Source organism: Methylohalobius crimeensis 10Ki, from assembly GCF_000421465.1.
In the GTDB taxonomy this organism is placed as follows: Bacteria; Pseudomonadota; Gammaproteobacteria; order Methylococcales; family Methylothermaceae; genus Methylohalobius; species Methylohalobius crimeensis.
In genome coordinates this window covers 765,270-782,651 of the sequence record NZ_ATXB01000001.1, presented here as the reverse complement: position 1 = coordinate 782,651, position 17,382 = coordinate 765,270, and the positions used below count along the sequence as shown (strand labels likewise).

At 56.7% G+C, this 17,382-nt stretch carries 12 protein-coding genes; 5 read left to right on the top strand and 7 right to left on the bottom strand.

The features are described from left to right. Positions 1 to 39: 39 nt before the first annotated feature. Complete coding sequence (locus H035_RS0104155; RefSeq protein ID WP_022947741.1) at positions 40 to 633, bottom strand: TetR/AcrR family transcriptional regulator; 594 nt, start codon at positions 631 to 633, stop codon at positions 40 to 42. 87 nt (positions 634 to 720) lie between these two features. Further along, positions 721 to 2,235 (bottom strand): R3H domain-containing nucleic acid-binding protein, encoded by a 1,515-nt coding sequence (locus H035_RS0104150; RefSeq protein ID WP_022947740.1) that lies wholly within the window; start codon positions 2,233 to 2,235, stop codon positions 721 to 723. A gap of 135 nt (positions 2,236 to 2,370) precedes the next feature. On the opposite strand from H035_RS0104150, the gene H035_RS0104145 reads away from it, so the two are divergent. Then, entirely contained in the window at positions 2,371 to 4,401 is a 2,031-nt protein-coding gene (locus H035_RS0104145; RefSeq protein WP_022947739.1) for a sodium-translocating pyrophosphatase, read from the top strand. On the opposite strand, the gene H035_RS0104140 is transcribed toward H035_RS0104145, so the two are convergent. Then, on the bottom strand, positions 4,396 to 6,720 hold the full coding sequence (locus H035_RS0104140; protein ID WP_022947738.1) for a DUF1631 domain-containing protein: 2,325 nt from the start codon (positions 6,718 to 6,720) through the stop codon (positions 4,396 to 4,398). The two genes, H035_RS0104145 and H035_RS0104140, sit on opposite strands and share 6 nt — an antisense overlap. 158 nt (positions 6,721 to 6,878) lie before the next feature. On the opposite strand from H035_RS0104140, the gene ampD reads away from it, so the two are divergent. Beyond that, positions 6,879 to 7,472, top strand: coding sequence for a 1,6-anhydro-N-acetylmuramyl-L-alanine amidase AmpD (ampD, locus tag H035_RS0104135; protein ID WP_051149818.1), 594 nt, complete (start codon positions 6,879 to 6,881; stop codon positions 7,470 to 7,472). On the opposite strand, the gene H035_RS18090 is transcribed toward ampD, so the two are convergent. From H035_RS18090 to ribF, 4 genes are all read right to left on the bottom strand, one after another. Continuing rightward, a complete protein-coding gene (locus tag H035_RS18090; RefSeq protein ID WP_022947736.1) occupies positions 7,460 to 8,137 on the bottom strand; it encodes a hypothetical protein in 678 nt (225 codons plus the stop codon). The genes ampD and H035_RS18090 overlap by 13 nt on opposite strands. After that, positions 8,127 to 8,630: a signal peptidase II gene (gene lspA / locus H035_RS18085; RefSeq protein ID WP_040574598.1), complete on the bottom strand. Its 504-nt coding sequence runs from the start codon at positions 8,628 to 8,630 to the stop codon at positions 8,127 to 8,129. Before lspA ends, H035_RS18090 begins: the two co-directional genes overlap by 11 nt. Positions 8,631 to 8,850: 220 nt before the next feature. Continuing rightward, a complete protein-coding gene (gene ileS / locus H035_RS0104120; RefSeq protein WP_022947734.1) occupies positions 8,851 to 11,679 on the bottom strand; it encodes an isoleucine--tRNA ligase in 2,829 nt (942 codons plus the stop codon). Between the two features lie 41 nt (positions 11,680 to 11,720). Further along, entirely contained in the window at positions 11,721 to 12,683 is a 963-nt protein-coding gene (gene ribF / locus H035_RS0104115; protein ID WP_051149736.1) for a bifunctional riboflavin kinase/FAD synthetase, read from the bottom strand. A gap of 131 nt (positions 12,684 to 12,814) precedes the next feature. Here ribF and H035_RS0104110 point away from each other — a divergent pair, with 131 nt between their 5' ends. The 3 genes from H035_RS0104110 (at position 12,815) to H035_RS0104105 (ending at position 17,375) form a co-directional block, all read left to right on the top strand. Further along, positions 12,815 to 16,030: a VanZ family protein gene (locus H035_RS0104110; RefSeq protein ID WP_022947732.1), complete on the top strand. Its 3,216-nt coding sequence runs from the start codon at positions 12,815 to 12,817 to the stop codon at positions 16,028 to 16,030. A 152-nt stretch (positions 16,031 to 16,182) separates the two neighbouring features. After that, positions 16,183 to 16,635 carry a hypothetical protein gene (locus H035_RS21725; RefSeq protein WP_152485961.1) on the top strand — a complete coding sequence of 151 codons (453 nt, stop codon included), beginning with the start codon at positions 16,183 to 16,185 and terminating at the stop codon, positions 16,633 to 16,635. Positions 16,636 to 16,649: 14 nt separating this feature from the next. Beyond that, positions 16,650 to 17,375, top strand: coding sequence for a DUF7901 domain-containing protein (locus H035_RS0104105; RefSeq protein ID WP_022947731.1), 726 nt, complete (start codon positions 16,650 to 16,652; stop codon positions 17,373 to 17,375). Positions 17,376 to 17,382: the final 7 nt, after the last annotated feature.

The window sequence follows — 17,382 nt, the reverse complement described above, 5'->3', positions numbered from 1 at the left end:
TTCTCCTCCCCGCGTTTTTTGTTTGGGAAGGGGTAGATGCTAAGGCGAGAGCGCTTTCCAAATGGCCGTCCAGGTATCCAACAAATACCATTCCAGCGACTTTTCCAAGCCCCCGTCCAGACGCAACTGGATCATGCGGGCGATAGTGCCGTAAAAACAAGCGCTCGCCACCTTCGAATCCATCCGCCGCAACTCCCCCCTCTCTATGCCATCCTGCATGATGGAAGTGAGCCGCAAAAACGGCTCGGACAGGCTCATGGGACGGTTATCGGCCCGAAATTCCTGATGCCTCACCGACACGATAAAGCGCATGACCTCCGGCGCGTTTTCGGTCAAGGTAAAAAACAATTCGACGATTGCCCGCAAGCGTTCGAAGGCATTATCGGTTTTGCTGCTTATCTCCCCGATCGAATCGTTCATACTCTGTAGAACGTCCTGATACAAGGCGTCCGCTAGCGATTCCTTATTCTTGAAATAATGATAGATCGTCCCCGTGCTGACATCGGCCGCTTGCCGAATATCAGCGATCGAAGTGTTGAAGTATCCCTTATCGGTGAACAACTTCAACGCAGCTTGCATGATTTCGTCCTTGGGGTCTTTCTTGTCCATGATTTCCGCAACTACCGTCACCATATTATTTTTATCGCTTCCATCGTAAATATAAAGGTTATTTTATTCTTTTCGATCAGTCTTGGTAAGCGATTAGACCGAATGTTCACTCTATTTTTCTTCCCAATCGGCGGAAACGACCAAATGCCGGAAAGGGTCCGAACCGACACTTTCCGCGACTAAATGATACCGATTGACGATATGGTGCTGAATCCTGCGCACTTCCTTGGGTTGCGGCGCCAACTCCACCGACATGGATTCCTCCATGACTTTCCGCACGGCCATTTCGGCCTCCTGGATCGCGGCGTCAATGTTCTCGCCGCTTTCCCGGGGCGCCTGATCGAAAACGCGATTCAACAAGCGCCTAATCTGAGCGGTGGAATTCTTCTTGACGCAGTGCAAGGGCAGGCCGGTGGCCTGAAGGATGCGGCGCAGCCGGGCATCCTCGGAACGGGAGCGCAAGGCCAAGATCATATCGGCCCGTTCCGGCCTGGACACCGTTCGGGCATCGAAGCGGAAACTCCGAATCACCCGTTCCACCAGATCCCGGCTGACGGCATACGGATAGACCCGCACTTCCCCCTTAAGCGCCTCGGGGGATAAGGCGTGTGAATCGCCCACGTCGGATGCACCCGGGCCGGCCAACTTGACTTCCCCACTGGGCGTCCGCCGAATCCCGCCGGCTTCTTCGCCCCGCAATATGGCATCCATCGCCACCGCGGTATCGGTATGGACAATCAACTCGTCGCGGTCCAGCAACTCCACTACCTGCTCGAAAGTAGGCGGAGCCTTGCGTTCGCTGACGGTTTTCCGAGTTCCCCGAAAGCGGGCCTCCTCATCGCCCAGAGTGACACTCTGTACGCCACCGACCAAATCCGCCAGGGTCGGGTTCTGCACCAGATTGAGCAAAGTGTTGCCGTGCGCGGTGCCGATCAACTGCACGCCGCGTTCGGCGATGGTGCGGGCGGCCAAGGCCTCGGCCTGGGTGCCGATCTCATCGATAATGATCGCTTCGGGCATGTGATTTTCCACCGCCTCGATCATTACCGCATGCTGCCTGTCGGGATGGGGAACTTGCATCCGGCGGGCGCTTCCGATAGCGGGATGGGGTATATCCCCGTCGCCGCCGATCTCGTTGGAGGTGTCGATGACCACCACCCGTTTGCCGAGATCGTCCGCCAACACCCGGGCCACTTCCCTGAGCTTGGTCGTCTTGCCCACCCCGGGACGGCCTAAGAGCAGAAGACTGCGACCGGACTCGACCAAATCGCGGATCAGATCGATGGTGCCGGTCACCGCTCTGCCTACTCGCAAAGTCAGGCCGACGATTTCGCCCTTGCGATTGCGGATGGCCGAAATCCGGTGTAGCGTTCCTTCGATACCGGCACGATTGTCGGCGCCGAATTCACCCACTTGATCCACCACGTAACCGATCTCCGCCCGGCTCACCGGCGTATCGGCCAGCATAACGGCTCCATCCACATACCGCGCCTGAGGGAAACGCCCTAAATCCATGACGATTTCCAATAAACCGGCATCAGGCGAGCGATTCAACTGCATCCGCAACGATTCCGGCAAGGTCTTCAAGAGCCATTGAAGCTCGTCATTGGCAAGGGGGAGATTCATAGGCGTAACCGAGGACTGTGTTAGCATGGCTGTTGGTGCGCGCTGCATTATTTCAAGGGCCCTGGGGCATGTAAATAGAGTTGCCCTTGAGACGCTACCCCTCCATCAGAGTTCAAATTGACCGGGAGTTAAAGCATGAGCCCTCTTTATTTGTGCTTCTTGGCCGCCGGCCTTGGGAGTCTCTATGCGCTGGGATGCGCCTTCTGGGTATTACGCCAGCCGCTGGGAGGGAAAGCGCTTCGAGAGCCCTACCTGGCCATTCGCGAAGGGGCTGCGGCTTTTCTGCGCAATCAATACGGTATCATAGCCGGCGTCGGCACGGGGCTGTTCCTCATCCTCTGGTGGATTCCCCAGTTCGGTCCCTCGACCGCTACAGGATTCGCCGTGGGCAGTCTTTGCTCGATCGTCTCCGGCGTACTGGGAATGACCATCGCGGTACGCGCCAACGCACGCACCGCCGCCGCCGCCCAAACCCGTTTGTCCCGGGCGTTGCAAATCGCCTATCGCAGCGGATCGGTGACCGGCTTTCTGCTGGGCAGTCTCGCCTTGGCGGCGGTCGCCGGATTCTATCTATACCTGCGCAGTGGCCCCCAACCGGATAATCTGACTCCCCTGGCGGGCCTGGGCTTGGGTGCCTCGCTGGTCAGCATCTTCGGCCGCCTCGGCGGAGGGATTTTCACCAAGGCGGCGGACGTGGGCGCGGACTTGGCCGGCAAACTGGAACAGAATATTCCCGAAGACGACCCTCGCAACCCGGCGGTGATCGCCGACAACGTGGGCGATAACGTGGGGGATTGCGCCGGAATGGCCGCGGATGTGTTCGAAAGCTATAGCGTCAGCCTGGTGGCGGCTATTTTGGTCGCCGCCAGACTAAGCCCCGATCCGATGCTCCAGTCCTACCCGCTCGCTCTGGGCGCCGCCGCTCTTTTGGCTCAAATCCTGGGCGGGCAATGCCTCTGGCTATCCAAACACGGCGGCGTCGGCCTTGCCCTGCTTCGGGCAGTGGCCATCAGCATTCTGTTGACCGGTTTCGGTTATTACTGGATCGGCAGATATTTGCTCGACGAGCACCTCCAACTGAGCGGAAACTTGTATGCCGCCACCTTGGTCGGTTTGAGCGTGGGGTTGGGGTTGGTCGTCAACACCGCCTTTTTCACCGGCTTGCGTTTCCGCCCCGTGCAGCGGATTGCGGCCGCGTCGCGCCAAGGACACGCCACCAACATCATTACCGGCTTGGCGGTCGGGATGAAATCCACCGCTTTCCCGACTTTGCTCATCGCGGCGGCGATCATCGTCACCTATCATTTGCAAGGGGTTTACGGCATCGCCGTGGCCACCGTCGCTTTATTGGCCCTGACCCCGATCGTCACGGCCATCGATGCTTACGGGCCGGTCGCCGACAATGCCGGCGGCATCGTGGAAATGGCAAAACTGCCCAAGACGGTGCGAAGCGGCACCGATGCCCTCGATGCCGCCGGCAACACCACCAAGGCGCTAACCAAGGCGTTTACCATCGGCGCGGCGGGACTGGCGGCCTTGACCTTGTTCGCCACCTATCAGCTGGAATTCGAGGCGCTTGGCGTGACCTTGAGTTTTTCCCTGGATAATCCTTATGTGATGGCGGGCCTGTTCATCGGCGCCTTATTGCCGTTTTGGTTCAGCGGGATGGCGCTGGACGCGGTGGGGAAGGCTGCGATCAAAATCGTCGAGGAAGTACGCCGTCAATTCCGCAGCAACCCCGGTCTCCTGGCGGGAACGGCCAAACCGGACCATGCCCATGCCATCGCCATTCTTACCCGGGTGGCCATCGTGAGTATGATTGCGCCTGGATTATTGCCCATCCTCGCCCCGCTGCTTGCCGCCTGTGCCGCCCTCTGGGCACCTTCCGGAAGCATGGCGGTCCTGGTGGGAAGCATGCTCATCGGGGCGGTGGCCACCGGGCTGATTCTGGCCCTATCCATGGGGACCGGGGGCGGCGCCTGGGATAATGCCAAAAAATACATCGAGGCCGGCCATTTGGGCGGTCGAGGTTCGCCGGCTTACCAGGCGGCGGTTACCGGCGACACCGTGGGCGACCCCTATAAAGACACCGCCGGCCCCGCCATTAACATTATGAGTAAAGCCCTCAGCCTGGCGGCGGTGTTGCTGACCCCTTTCTTACTATAACGCCGGAGCGGTCGATCCGGATGACGGCGGAGCGGATTCATCCCCATCTTGCTGTTTGGCCGGGTGCTTAAGCGTAGTCATCATCGCCGACAATGCCCGGTCCATCAGCGGAACCTTGCCATCGATGATCCTGGCGCCGCCGCGGCGCATCTCGGCCGCCAAGCCGTTCAAGGTGTATTCGGCCACCTTCATCCCGCGGCGGTTAACGAATACCCGCAAACCGGTCACCTTGCTGATCCAGGACAATTTGACCCGCAGCGTTTTGCCTTGAGAGTCGGTCAACTCGAGCCAATCGCCCACTTCCATCCGACTCGCCCGATTAAGGAATTCGTCCTCCTCCTCGGCAGATTCCGCTTCCGAAATCATGATGATTTCTTCTTCGACCTCAGCGTCCCGGAAATCGGTCAATTCCCCCAAGTCCAGGTCGTCCACCTCCGGCAAATTGGCGGAAACGGCCTCCAGCTCGCGCTCGATGCGGGGGTCGACCGAACCTCCCTCCGGACTCAGCAAAGCTTGATGAACGGATTCCAATTCCTTGAAAAAGAGGGCGATCTGTTTGGGATCCAGAGAGATGCCTTCCAATTCATGCCGCAACGCCCGCAGCAACCCCGGAATCCGCTGCCCCATCCGCTTGCGCTCAAGATTGCTTTGCGGTGCGGACAAGGTCCACAGCAAAGTATTGGTCAAAGCCAACTTGGCCTGCCATTCATCGGGGGATTTTTCTTTCCTTAAACAGGATAACAACAAAACATCCTTCCAATGGGTCGTCATAAAGTGTTTCAAGCGGGGAGAAAGCGCCCGATCCCGCAAGCGGGCGGCGATTTCTTCGGCGACCTCCTTCTTGGCCAAAAGCAGATGTTCCTTACTTTGGGTCGCCTGCCGGGCCCGCTCTTCGAGCCGCTGACTGCGTTGCCCTTCTTGCTCCATGAACTGGCTAAATTCCTCGAGCACTTCCCCGAACAAACCGACATCCTGAGCAAACTCGCCCAGAATACGCGCCACGGTGGAATTGATCTGCCGAAATACCGGATTTTGCTCCAACTCCTCGTCGCCGGATAGGCTGATGCCGGCATGAGCCAATTGGTTCAAGAGCAGGCGAGCAGGATGAGTTTTTTTGGAAAAGAACGACTTATCCAGAATCGCGACCTTCACGATGGGGATTTGCAATCGCCCGATGAGCGCCTTGACCGTTGCCGGCAAATGACGATCGTCGAGGATAAAGTCGAAAATCATGCCGATCATATCGATGATATCTTCATCCATCTGGGCGAGGGTGCGTTTGTCGCCATGATCCGCTTTCAAGCGATCGGCAAGAACTTGTTTGAGATTGGCATCCTCCCCGCCCTGCAACGCCTCGGTGAGCTTGGCCGTCACCTCCGGATCCTGAAGCGCCGATAAGGTCCCCAACACTTCCCGGGTTTCGCTGACCACCATACCGGGTTCGGAGACATTGGCGGCCAAGGAAGGAAGCCCCGCTTGGGAGCGCCAGGCGGACAGCAAAGTATGCATGGCCTGGATCGCCTGAATATAGGCGGTTTGATCGGAGGGGGCGGTATACTCCGACGATTTCCCGGATATTTGTTCATTGGAATGTCCCGACGAACGGGTTTTGGATTTCTTGGGTTTCCGGGGAATTTCCGGCAGCACGCCGTGCTTGGCCAAAGCCTCGTTGAGGAGATCGTAGACACCTTCCAGTTCGCCGATCACAAAACGTTCGTAGAGTTTGAATAAAATCAGCTTAACCTTGAGTTCCAGCGTCAACGGTCGTAATACGTCGGCAAAACCGTGCCCCAATCGATGGGGCGCCACAGGGTTTTCCTCGCCCCCCACTTCGGCACGTCCCAGCACCTTGGCAAAGCGTTGGTTGAGGGCGTATAGATCCCGATGGTGAATCGTGTTGCCCTTATTGATCAGGGTCGAAACCGCCAATTCTTCTTCCAGATCTTCGTGCTCCACCAGCGCGAAATCATCCTCGTCCGGCGACTTGGATTGAACTTGCGAGGCGCTCACCGGCCGGCTTGGCGATGTCCAAAACTCGTCGTACCCTTTGAGTACCGCGTGGAGATAACTGCGTTCGATCTGCTCCCGCTCGCGGCGAAGGTATCGCATCGCTTCAAAGTACATTTCCTGCTGGGTACTGCTGACGGCCTTATCGGACAAAGTGAACAACTCATCGTCCACCTTGCCGAAAAAGCGTACTAAAATAGGCTTGAACTCTTTCTGAAACAGGGAGCGGCACTCGGCTACCAAAACTCCGATTTTGACATGCTGAGCCCGACTAGCCGCGTTGAAGTCGATGACTTTCCTTTCAGCGTTCATGGCGCACTCTCCAGATAACGATTCGTTTAGGACACGACGGGTTGCTTATTGTGGTTAGCGCAACGTTGGGCTTAAGCTTAATCTCGCCCTTTGGAGCAAGCCGTGATTGAAATCGCAAAATGGCAAACGAGGCGGAAAGGATTTACCAAAAAAGAGAAATGATTGACAAAACGGGAACAAATTGGACGATCCGGGGCGGTTGGCTAAAGTCCGTCAAACAAGTCCCCAGTCCCAACCAGGATGAACGCCCCTCGGGAGAAATATCCCTCTTGGTGATTCATTGCATCAGCCTTCCTCCGGGCGAGTTCGGCGGCACCTATGTGGATCGGCTATTCACCAACCGGCTCGACTTCAACGGTCATCCCTATTTCGCCGAGATCGCCGGTCTCAAGGTTTCGGCCCATCTGCTGATCGACCGACGCGGACACGCCACGCAATACGTTCCGTTTCACCGCCGCGCCTGGCATGCGGGCGTGTCGTGCTTTCAGGGGAGGGAGTGCTGCAACGATTTCTCCATCGGTATCGAGTTGGAAGGCGTCGAGACCTCTCCTTACACCGATGCCCAATATGCCACGCTGGGCAGGGTCATCCACACTTTACTGGAGACCTATCCCGAACTTTCCCCGAATCGCATCGTCGGCCACAGCGACATCGCGCCGGGACGGAAGATCGATCCGGGACCCGGCTTCGATTGGAAGCGCTTGAGCTACCTTCTCCGAAGCCGGGCTGAAAGAAGATGTCAAGAATCTTGATCTTCCAGTAATTCCGGCCGACTGGCCTGCTGTTCTCCATCGACTTCGACCACGTAATCGAAATCCTCCTGGGCGTAGCGTTCGTTGAGCCGCCCCAGAATATAACGGACCACCTTCATATCGTCGTTGGGGCCTTGAATATAGCAGGGCTTCCCTTCGCGACCATATTCGTATTCGGTTTCACATTGGGCCGGATCGGCGTCTCCGAACAGTTTTTCCGCCCGCCAATAGTCCTCGGCCGGCTCGAAACCCACCTCCTCGGCATAGGCCACCGCGCCTTGCAGAAGCTTGCGCGCGCAGCACGGATCGACCGGCTTGATACCCTGTTCTTCATGGGTCTTGGTCAACATCGGCTTGAGCTTGCCCAGATAATCGGCCTTGCGCATGACGGTGAAAAACGCCTCCTTGACGCCCAGGCAATAAACGTCCACCACGAAAGCGCTGACCGCCACCTCGGCGTAAGAGGTTTCCCGGGCGAACAGCACGCTTCCCATGCCTACTTCATAAACGCTGTCGCCCAGCAGACAATCGAGCACTGGATACTCGATATATTTTTCCGGTCGGAGGCCCTTGCCTTGCCCCTTGTTTCTGGTCGTCGCCTTTTGCTTGCGCTTTTGCACCTTGCGTTGCAATTTCTTTTGCCGTCTCTTCGCGTCAACTGCCATTGTGTTCCTCACCTATACGCGTTTCCATCGGTCGCCGCCAACCATGCCAGAGAAGCAGCGCCACTCCTACGGTAATCGCCGCATCGGCCAGATTGAAAGCGGGCCAGTGCCAGTGGCGATAATACACATCCAAAAAGTCGATCACATACCCGTGCCAGGCGCGATCGATGAAATTACCCAGCGCACCGCCCAGAATCAACGCCAATCCGGCGGCCTGAATGCGCTCGTCGTCCTTCAGTCGCCACATCCAAATCAAAATGACGATGCTCGCCGCCACCGCCAGCCCCAGAAAAAACCAGCGCTGCCAACCCCCGGCACCGGCCAGAAAGCTGAACGCCGCGCCGGTATTGTGGACCCGGGTCAAACGGAAAAACGGCAAGATTTCGATACTCTCGTGCAGCCGGAGGATCGCCGTTACCCACAACTTGGTGAGTTGATCGAGGCACACCACGACCGCCGTCAATGCCAGCCAACGAATTTTACCCCGACCGATCACCCCTTACTCCTGATTCAAAGATTCTAATCAAAAGGTCTGCGGGTATCCGGTTGGAAGGTCTTCGCGGCAAGACAAATCGGCAGGAAAGCCGATTTGGACGCACTTTAGTGCGCGCAAAGCGTGCAAGCCATGGATGGCGAAGCATCAATGCCGCGATGAAGCCCCCACGGAGGGGGTTCACGGCGTCCTCCCAACCGGATACCCGCAGACCGACACCCTAAGCATAGCGTCGGCTTTCCCCCGAACCGGCCACATTTTCCACGCACCGCCCGCAAATCTCGGGATGATCGGGATGGCTGCCCACATCGCTGCGGCGATGCCAGCAACGGATGCACTTGGGATGGGAAGACGGCTCGGCCAGAATTTTCAGATGCGCGATCTCTTCCGCCGGTTCGGCGCCGGCCGGTGCTTCCGCCAACGGCCGCACTTCGGCTTGGGAAGTGATCAAAACGAAGCGCAACTCGTCTTCCAATCGGGTCAACAAGTCATAGTATTCGCCTTCGCAGTAGATGGTCACCTCGGCTTCCAGGGAAGCGCCGATACCCCCGCGTTCACGCAGTTTCTCCAATTCTTTGGAAACCTCTTCGCGCACCGCGATCAGTTCGTCCCAAAACTTCCGGTTGAGGGGAAACGCCTCCGGCAGGGATTCAAGACCTTCATACCAGGTGGCGAGAAAAACCGAAGCCTCTCGCTCCCCCGGAAGGCACTCCCAGATCTCCTCGGCGGTAAAACTCAAGATGGGCGCCAACCAGCGTACGAGCGCCTCGGCAATCCGATACATGGCGGTCTGGGTCGAACGCCGGGCGAGGCTGTCTTCCTGACAGGTGTACTGGCGGTCCTTGATGATATCCAGATAAAAACCGCCCATATCCACCGCGCAGAAATGGTGCACCTTTTGATAGACCTGGTGGAACTGATAGTTCTCGTATGCCCGAATCACTTCCTGTTGGAGCAGCCAAGCCCGATCCACCGCCCAGCGGTCGAGCGGCAACATATCCTCGTAGGTCACCGTGTGACGAGCCGGATCGAAGCCGGTCATATTGCCAAGCAGATAACGGGCGGTATTGCGCAGACGCCGATAACCATCGGCGGTGCGCTTCAAGATTTCATCCGATACCGCCATCTCGCCGCGATAATCGGTGGCCGACACCCAAAGTCTCAGCACATCGGCGCCGAGCCTGTCCATGACGGTTTGGGGCGCGACCACGTTGCCGCGGGATTTGGACATCTTGTAGCCCTTCTCGTCCACGGTGAAGCCGTGGGTCAATACCGTGCGGTAAGGCGCCCGGTCATTGATCGCCACCGAAGTCAGCAGGGACGATTGGAACCAGCCGCGATGCTGATCCGAACCTTCCAGATAGATATCCGCCGGGAAGCCCAGTTCGCCGCGGCGGCCGAGAACGCATTCGTGGGTGACCCCCGAATCGAACCACACATCCAGGATGTCGGTGGTCTTTTCATAATGATCGGCCTCGTCCCCCAAAAGCTCCCGGGAATCCAGCTCGAACCAAGCGTCGACACCGCCGGTTTCCATCCGTCGGGCCACTGCTTCGATCAACTCGACGGTGCGCGGGTGGGGCTCGCCGGTCTCCTTGTGAACGAACACGGCAATCGGCACCCCCCAATTACGCTGGCGCGAGATGCACCAGTCGGGCCGGTTTTCCACCATCGACTCGATCCGTGCCTGCCCCCAGTCGGGGATCCAACCCACCTTCTTAATCTCTTCCAGTCCGCCTTGGCGCAGCCCGTCCCTGTCCATCACGATGAACCACTGGGAAGTCGCGCGGAAGATGATAGGGGTCTTATGCCGCCAGCAATGGGGGTAGCTGTGCTCGATCACTTCCTCGTGCAGGAGCGCGCCCTCCCCTTTGAGCATCTCGATCACGTGATCGTTGGCGGTGAACACGTGTTCGCCGGCGAATAGCTCGGTTCCGGGCAAGAAACGGCCGTCTCCGCCGACGGGATTGTCCACCGGCAGATCGTATTCCCGACCCACGGCATAGTCTTCCTGACCGTGGCCGGGGGCGGTGTGGACCGCGCCGGTGCCGGCCTCCAGAGTGACGTGTTCCCCCAGGATAATCGGCACCTTGCGGGCATAGAAAGGATGCTGCAGTTTCACCCCCTTCAGATCCCGGCCTCGGCAATAGGCGATCACCCGATACGACTCGATCCCGTAACGGGCCATCACGTTCTTGAGCAGCCCCTCGGCCACCAGGAGACGCTCCGAGCCGTGCTCTCCGTCGCACTGAACCAAGGCGTACTCCAGCTCCGAATGCAGAGCGACCGCTTGGTTGGCGGGCAGGGTCCAAGGGGTGGTCGTCCAGATGACGACGGATACCGGCCCCTCGCCGGGGTGCCCCGGGACGTGATGGCAACGTTCCAAAAAGGCAATCTCGTCCGCCACCTTAAAGCGCACGTCGATGGCGGGAGAACGTTTGTCTTCATATTCCACTTCCGCTTCCGCCAACGCCGATCCGCAATCGGTACACCAGTAGACCGGCTTGGCTCCGCGGCCGACATGCCCGCGGGCGTAGATTTTGCCCAATGCCCGTAGAATATCCGCCTCGAATTCGGGCGCCATGGTCAGGTAGGGATGATCCCAGTCCCCCAGGCCGCCGAGGCGGATAAAATCTTCGCGCTGCAGATCCACCTGCGATCGGGCATATTCGCGGCAGGCTTTCCGAAACTCCGCGGGAGACACCTTGACCCCGGCTTTGCCGACCTTCTTTTCCACCATCAGCTCGATGGGCAGACCGTGACAATCCCAGCCCGGCACATAGGGGGCATCGAAACCGCTCAAGGTTTTGGACTTGACGATAAAATCCTTGAGGATCTTGTTGACCGCATGGCCGATATGAATCGGACCGTTGGCGTACGGAGGGCCATCGTGAAGGACAAACTTGGGACGTCCGGCGAAATGCTCGCGGACTTTCCGGTACAGATCCATCGTCCGCCAACGGGTGACTCTCTCCGGCTCGCGCTTGGCCAGATTGGCGCGCATGGGAAAATCGGTCTTGGGTAAGTTCAGCGTATGTTTGTAATCCATCAATTCTTCCCAGATCTAAGGAATCTCTAAAGGTGGATAGCCTATTCCTTTGTGTTTTTTTCAAGCAACATCCTGGCCTTGGCCGCATCCTGTCGAATTTGCTCGGTCAGCGCTTCTACCGAGGCAAAACGCATTTCCTCGCGTAGTTTGTGATGAAAGCAAACTTCCAAATAGCGACCGTACAGATCGCCGTCGAAGTCGAACAAATGCACTTCCAAGAGCACCCGATTGCTCCCGTCCACGGTGGGGCGCACCCCCACGTTGGCGACCCCGGGCCAGGGGCGGTCGTCCACGCCCTTCACGGTGACGGCGAACACACCGCTAATAGGGGTCTTGCGGCGCTGCGGATTGAGATTGGCGGTGGGGAACCCCAAACTCCGTCCTTGCCTGCGGCCGGCGACCACCCGGCCGCACATGGAATAATGCCGCCCCAGCATACGTGCCGCCAGGTCCATATCCCCGGCCTCCAACGCCTCGCGAATCCGGGTACTGCTGACCCGCATGCCACCCACCTCGACAGTGGGCGTGGCGCTGACTTCGAATCGATAGCGGACGCCGGCCGCCTCGAGCAGAGCGAAATCCCCTTCGCGGTTGCGACCGAAACGGAAATCATCCCCCACCACCAGATACTTCACCCCCAGTCCTTTGGCGAGCACTGTTTCGATGAAATCCCAAGCCGGAAGGTTGGCCAAGTAACGATTGAAACGCAACAATAACACTTGGTCCACCGGCAATTCCCTCAAATGCATCGCCTTCTCGCGCAGACGGGTCAGGCGTGCCGGCGCCCTTCCCCCAAGGAAATACTCCAATGGTTGGGGTTCGAACAATATCACCGTCACCGGCCACTCCAATTGCTCACCTTGGCGAGCGAGGGCTCGAATCAGATGCTGGTGGCCCAGATGCACCCCGTCGAAATTGCCGATGGTGGCCACGGTACCCGGCGGCGGGGGACGATGCAAGGTTCGGATCAAGCGTATTCCGGCAGTCGCAAGTGAAGCGGGCATTTTAACAAAATCGTCTCTCTTACTGAGGCGGAAGGGTTAAATCCAGTGGTCGGCCATCGTCGAACGCTTCCCACACCGCTAATAAGCGGTTGAATAGTATAATTACAAAAATTCGCATTCCGGGGAAACTTATGCTCGCTCCCGCGCTGGAACGCAGACGCCTGTTGTTGCTTTTTCTACTGTATCTCGGCTTTGTCGTTTATGGCAGTCTGATTCCCTTTGAGCTTCGTCCCTTGACCCTCGATCAGGCGATCGCCCGATTTCACAACATCGCATATTTAAACTTGGGTGCTGCCTCCCGGGCCGACTGGATTGCCAATATCGTCCTCTATGTCCCGCTCGCCTTTCTCGGCTGCGGTGCCTTATTGGGGTTGCGTCAAACCCACCGGGAATCCGCCGCTATCCTCGTCTTTGTATTTGCATTCTGCATAGCGCTGGCAGTGGCCGTGGAATTTACCCAACAGTTTTTTGCCCCCCGGACCGTCTCCCTCAACGACTTGCTGGCGGAGACTCTCGGTACCGCCGCAGGTATTGGGTTGTGGTTGTTCGGTCGCCGCCATATCGTTTGGCTTCTGGATTCTTTTACTCGCGGCGGTCGAGAATCGGTGCAAGGGGCCGCCATTACTTATGCCTTTTTTTATTTCATTCTAGCCTTATTTCCCTACGATTTCGTGGTCTCCGGCGATGAACTGCTGTCCAAATTGGCCTCTGCCAACGTCGGTTGGGTAATCGCCCCGGCCTGCGGCGGCATTCATTACGTCGCCCGATTGATCGGAGAACTTGTGGCAATTGCCCCGCTCGGTCTGTTACTGATTCTAATCAGACCTTATTTCGCATATCGGTATCTTTTTTTTATCGGCCTAGGTTTCGGCTTGGGGCTGGAAATTCTCCAGATTTTCCTCATTTCCGGAACCGCTCAGGGGGCATCCGCTTTAATGCGCGGAATTGGGTTGTTTGCCGGCGGCATGACGGGGCAACTTATGCTCCGCTGGGGGGTGGATACCATGGCGCATCTGCTGCGCCGGACAATTCCTTTATTTGCTCTGCCTTATATTCCGACCCTGGCCGCCGTCAACGGCTGGTTTACTTCCTCCTGGCTTTCCTTGCCCCAGGGACTGGCAAAAATTGCCGGTTTGCGTTTCATCCCTTTTTATTATCACTATTTCACCTCCGAACCGACCGCCATGGCCAGCTTGCTCGCCAATGCGGCCATGTACGCTCCGATAGGGGTGGCGCTTTGGGCTTGGCGACGCAGCAGCCGCCTGCCGGATCGGGGAGGGGCAAAGCCTGCCGCCCTCGCTGCTGCCGGGTTGGCGCTCCCTTTGGAAATGGGAAAATTATGGCTGGAAGGCCGGCATCCGGATTTGAGCAATCTTCTCATCGCTGCCGCTTCCACCGCTTTCAGTTACAGCTTGGCAGCATGGTTGGGAAGGATAACGAGTGGAAATACCCGCCCAACCGTTGTCGAAATCAAACCGTCCGCGCCACCATGCGCCCGCACCATTCAGCTACCTTCCGCCATAGCGATTTTCTTCGGCGCAGTTGTGTTGGTCGTAGCGATTGCCAGTTTCTGGCTCTCGCCTCTCTCAATGGCTTGGTTTGTCGGTCTACTGAGCTACGCACTCATCCTTTGGCGTTATCCGCTTGCCTGGTTATTCGCCATACCCGCGCTGCTGCCAACCTTGGACTTTGCTTCGAATCATGGCCGCCTTTACTTGGACGAGTTCGACTTGGTGGTGCTGCTCACCTTGGCTGTGATTCCGCTTCGCCTTGGCGGTTTTCCATTACGTCCCTGGCCAAATGTCTTTTTAAAGACGGCGTACGTATTGCTATGGTTGAGCTGGATTTTTGCCACCTATCACGGCTTGAAAACCGCCATCAAAACCCCGACTTTACCCAGCTCCCATTCACCCTTCATGGCCTGGCAAGTGGGCAAGGGATTGCTCTGGGCTCTACTGCTTGTCCCTTTGTTGCGCCGGATTCCTGAAACGGATCTTCCCCGAGCCAGAAGCCTTGTATGCTATGGCTTGCTAACTTCCTTGGCGATAGTAGTCGGAGTGGTTTGGTGGGAACGTTACCTGTTCGTGGGGCTGATCAATTTCGAAAGCGTCTTTCGTGTCACCGGAACATTCTCCAACATGCAAACCGGAGGCGCCTATATTGAAGCCTTCCTGGCCTTCGCCTTTCCATTTTTAGTGATATGGGCACTGACCCAACCTCACTGGTTGGCTCGATTAGCCGGAATCGTGCTCGGAGGAATGACCGGCTACGCCATGCTGGTCACCTTTTCACGCGGCGGCTACGCCGGCATGGCAGTTGGACTGTTGACGGTCGTCATCGGTACCGCATGGAGACACGCCGGAAAATCTCGCCGTTGGATGGCTCCCGCCATCTCGGGAATGATCATGGCGGCAGTGGCCGTTCCGATTGTCGGCGAAGGCTTCGCCCGTTACCGCCTGGAACGTTCGGCCGAAGATCTGGACACTCGATTGCGGCATTGGCGCCAGGCCTTGGCACTGACCGATCAATCATGGTTGGCACAACTTACCGGAACCGGATTTGGGCGCTACCCCACCCATTATTTGCTTTACGCCGACTACAATGAACCGCCGGGCGGATACGCCATTCGAGACGAGGAAGGCAATCGTTATTTGCACCTGTTACCGGGCGAGTCGGTCTATTTGGACCAACAGGTGGCGATGGCGCCGTTCACTCGTTACCGCTTAAACGCCCGCGTCCGCGTACAGAACCCAGGAGACGGCCTGACCGTCCCGATATGCGAAAAAGCGCTTCTCTATTCCTTCCAGTGCCAGTGGTTCAAGCTCACCCCGGACTCGCCTCCCGACGCTTGGAAGCGAATGGAAATCAGCCTGAACTCCGGCAGCCTCGGTAGTGGAGGCCCTTGGCCTCACCGCCCGGTCAAACTATCCCTATATAACGCGGGCGACCATCCCATCGATGTTGACGATATTAGCTTCAGCGATCGCGCTGGTCGAAAACTGATTGAGAACGGCAGTTTCCAACAAGGCATCAATCACTGGCTGTTCGTCACCGATCGGGATCTCGCCTGGCACATCCATCAAGCGGGAATCGAAGTCTATTTCGCCCAAGGCTGGCTCGGCTTGATCGCCTTGGCATTGCTGCTTTTCGGTACCGTCAGGATTCTGATCCCGAACTGGCGGCACGGCCAATCTTGGGCGCTAGCGTTCGGGGGAGGGCTGGCGGGGTTTGTCACCGTCAGCTTGCTGGGCAGCACAATGGACGCGGCGCAGAGTATGTTGTTGTTTTATTTTCTAATTTATTGTGCAATTTGGCTAACGAAGTTAGCCAAATCAACCCATGGTTAACCTTTCTCTTGCTGTCAAGAATTTTTACGGATTTCTTGCTTTAGCAATAGAATTCGAACAAAAGAATCTCAAGCCACTGATATTAAATTAATTTTTGTTTTGGCGTTATTTTTGCCTTTTAAAATTAACCATCAAAAATTTAAGGGGGCTCCATGAAAATTCACCTTCCTGTAACGGCAGATATCATCTTATTGTCCTTGGTTAGTAGTGCTGCCATGGCAACGTCTTGTACCGGTCAACCCATGAGTGAGACAGAAATTCTCAATACTCTGAACAGCCGCTCAATCGTTGCCATCAACCTAGATACAGGAGAAGAATGGAAAGAAGAACATTGCCCCAATGGAAAGCTTTATAAGGTAGGCGACCCAAAAAATCTAGCCGTGGACCCCAGAGCCCTAAAAGGAAGCTGGAGCACCTCGAGCATAAACATTAACTCTACAAGTTCAATAGGTTTAGTAAGTTATACCTACGATAGCCAGAATCCCTTAACCTACACATTCACTATGTTTAAGGACAACACGACCATCATGTTCTGCAGCCTAGGTCTCAACCCTCAACAAGTCGGGGTCATCCAGAGCACTGGCGGATTGTCTGGAAGTTGCTAACAGGATTCAAAGCCATGAAAAATAAATACAAATTGTCGTTGCCATTGTTGTTCACATGTATCATTTGGTTAGCTCCTGCAAACTTGGTCAAGGGCATGCCGGTCACCATCGACAATGGTACTCCAGATCTGATAGATGCAAAGCCCAGTGATTTTGATTACACACCTTCTTTATTCGGCCTTCAAAAACAAAGCGCCGATGACTTCTTGCTGACAGATGAGACCACCATAAACAGCATAGAATGGTGGGGAATTTACTTTTCATCCAACACTGCCTCAGCTAGCGACAACTTCACCATCCGCATCTTCCCTGATACCGCCGGCGTTCCGGCCAGTACAACTTCGATTTCCCCTTTGATCGGGACCTTGACCCAGACTGATACCGGCGACGACTTTACCGTTTCTTCATTATTTTTCAATGGTACTTTTGATGTATACAAATACTCACTGACATTGGATACCCCGCCCAACCTGGCCACAGGCTCCTACTGGTTATCCATCGTAAATGACACCACAAACGAAATCGACGACTGGTTCTGGTCGACCTCCAATGCCAGCGGAAACGCCCACGGTAGGGTTAACGATGGTGACTCATGGACATTCGGCATCGGTAACGAGATGGCCTTTAACCTTCAAGGTTCTGTCACTTCGAACACAACCAATCCGGTTCCAGAACCTAGCATTCTGACCCTTATCTCTTTGGGATTGCTTGCGATTCGGCGCCGTTTGTTTTCTTCCTGACTCAATC

Bases quoted from the DNA above. Each gene is read 5' to 3' on its own strand.
- H035_RS0104155 (WP_022947741.1), bottom strand. From the start codon at position 633: ATGGTGACGGTAGTTGCGGAAATCATGGACAAGAAAGACCCCAAGGAC.
- H035_RS0104150 (WP_022947740.1), bottom strand. From the start codon at position 2,235: ATGAATCTCCCCCTTGCCAATGACGAGCTTCAATGGCTCTTGAAGACC.
- H035_RS0104145 (WP_022947739.1), top strand. From the start codon at position 2,371: ATGAGCCCTCTTTATTTGTGCTTCTTGGCCGCCGGCCTTGGGAGTCTC.
- H035_RS0104140 (WP_022947738.1), bottom strand. From the start codon at position 6,720: ATGAACGCTGAAAGGAAAGTCATCGACTTCAACGCGGCTAGTCGGGCT.
- ampD (WP_051149818.1), top strand. From the start codon at position 6,879: ATGATTGACAAAACGGGAACAAATTGGACGATCCGGGGCGGTTGGCTA.
- H035_RS18090 (WP_022947736.1), bottom strand. From the start codon at position 8,137: ATGGCAGTTGACGCGAAGAGACGGCAAAAGAAATTGCAACGCAAGGTG.
- ileS (WP_022947734.1), bottom strand. From the start codon at position 11,679: ATGGATTACAAACATACGCTGAACTTACCCAAGACCGATTTTCCCATG.
- ribF (WP_051149736.1), bottom strand. From the start codon at position 12,683: ATGCCCGCTTCACTTGCGACTGCCGGAATACGCTTGATCCGAACCTTG.
- H035_RS0104110 (WP_022947732.1), top strand. From the start codon at position 12,815: ATGCTCGCTCCCGCGCTGGAACGCAGACGCCTGTTGTTGCTTTTTCTA.
- H035_RS21725 (WP_152485961.1), top strand. From the start codon at position 16,183: ATGAAAATTCACCTTCCTGTAACGGCAGATATCATCTTATTGTCCTTG.
- H035_RS0104105 (WP_022947731.1), top strand. From the start codon at position 16,650: ATGAAAAATAAATACAAATTGTCGTTGCCATTGTTGTTCACATGTATC.